General features: G+C 67.4%; 1 pseudogene. It reads right to left on the bottom strand.

The window, feature by feature from the left end:
* Positions 1 to 356: pseudogene (locus U5A52_RS43150) on the bottom strand (TolC family protein); the annotation flags it as partial.

Below are 356 nucleotides of genomic sequence, written 5' to 3'. Positions count from 1 at the left end.
TGGGTTGGGCGGCAACGTCTGCGCGGTGGCCGGTATCGGCTGAGGCATCGACATAGCCGCCCCCCAGATCCGAAGCCAGCGCGATCTGTTCGTCGCGGCGATCCATCTTCAGGTTGGCGATGGCTTCGTCGGCGTTCAGCGCCGTGACGTCGGCATTGAGCACCGTGAGCTGATTGGTCAGCCCGCCCTTGTACTGCAGGATCGCGAGCTGGTCGGCGTCGCGCGCCGCCTGCTGCGCGGTTTGTGCATCGACGAGCTGCGCGTCGTTCGAGCGGATCTGCGCGAGCTGCGTGGCCACGCCGCTGAGCGCCCCAATGAGCGTCTGGTCGTACGCGGCCACCGCGTAGTCGAACTCG

It is taken from the genome of Paraburkholderia sp. J8-2 (assembly GCF_905220195.1).
GTDB lineage: Bacteria > Pseudomonadota > Gammaproteobacteria > Burkholderiales > Burkholderiaceae > Paraburkholderia.
This window is presented reverse-complemented; position numbering and strand designations above follow the sequence as displayed.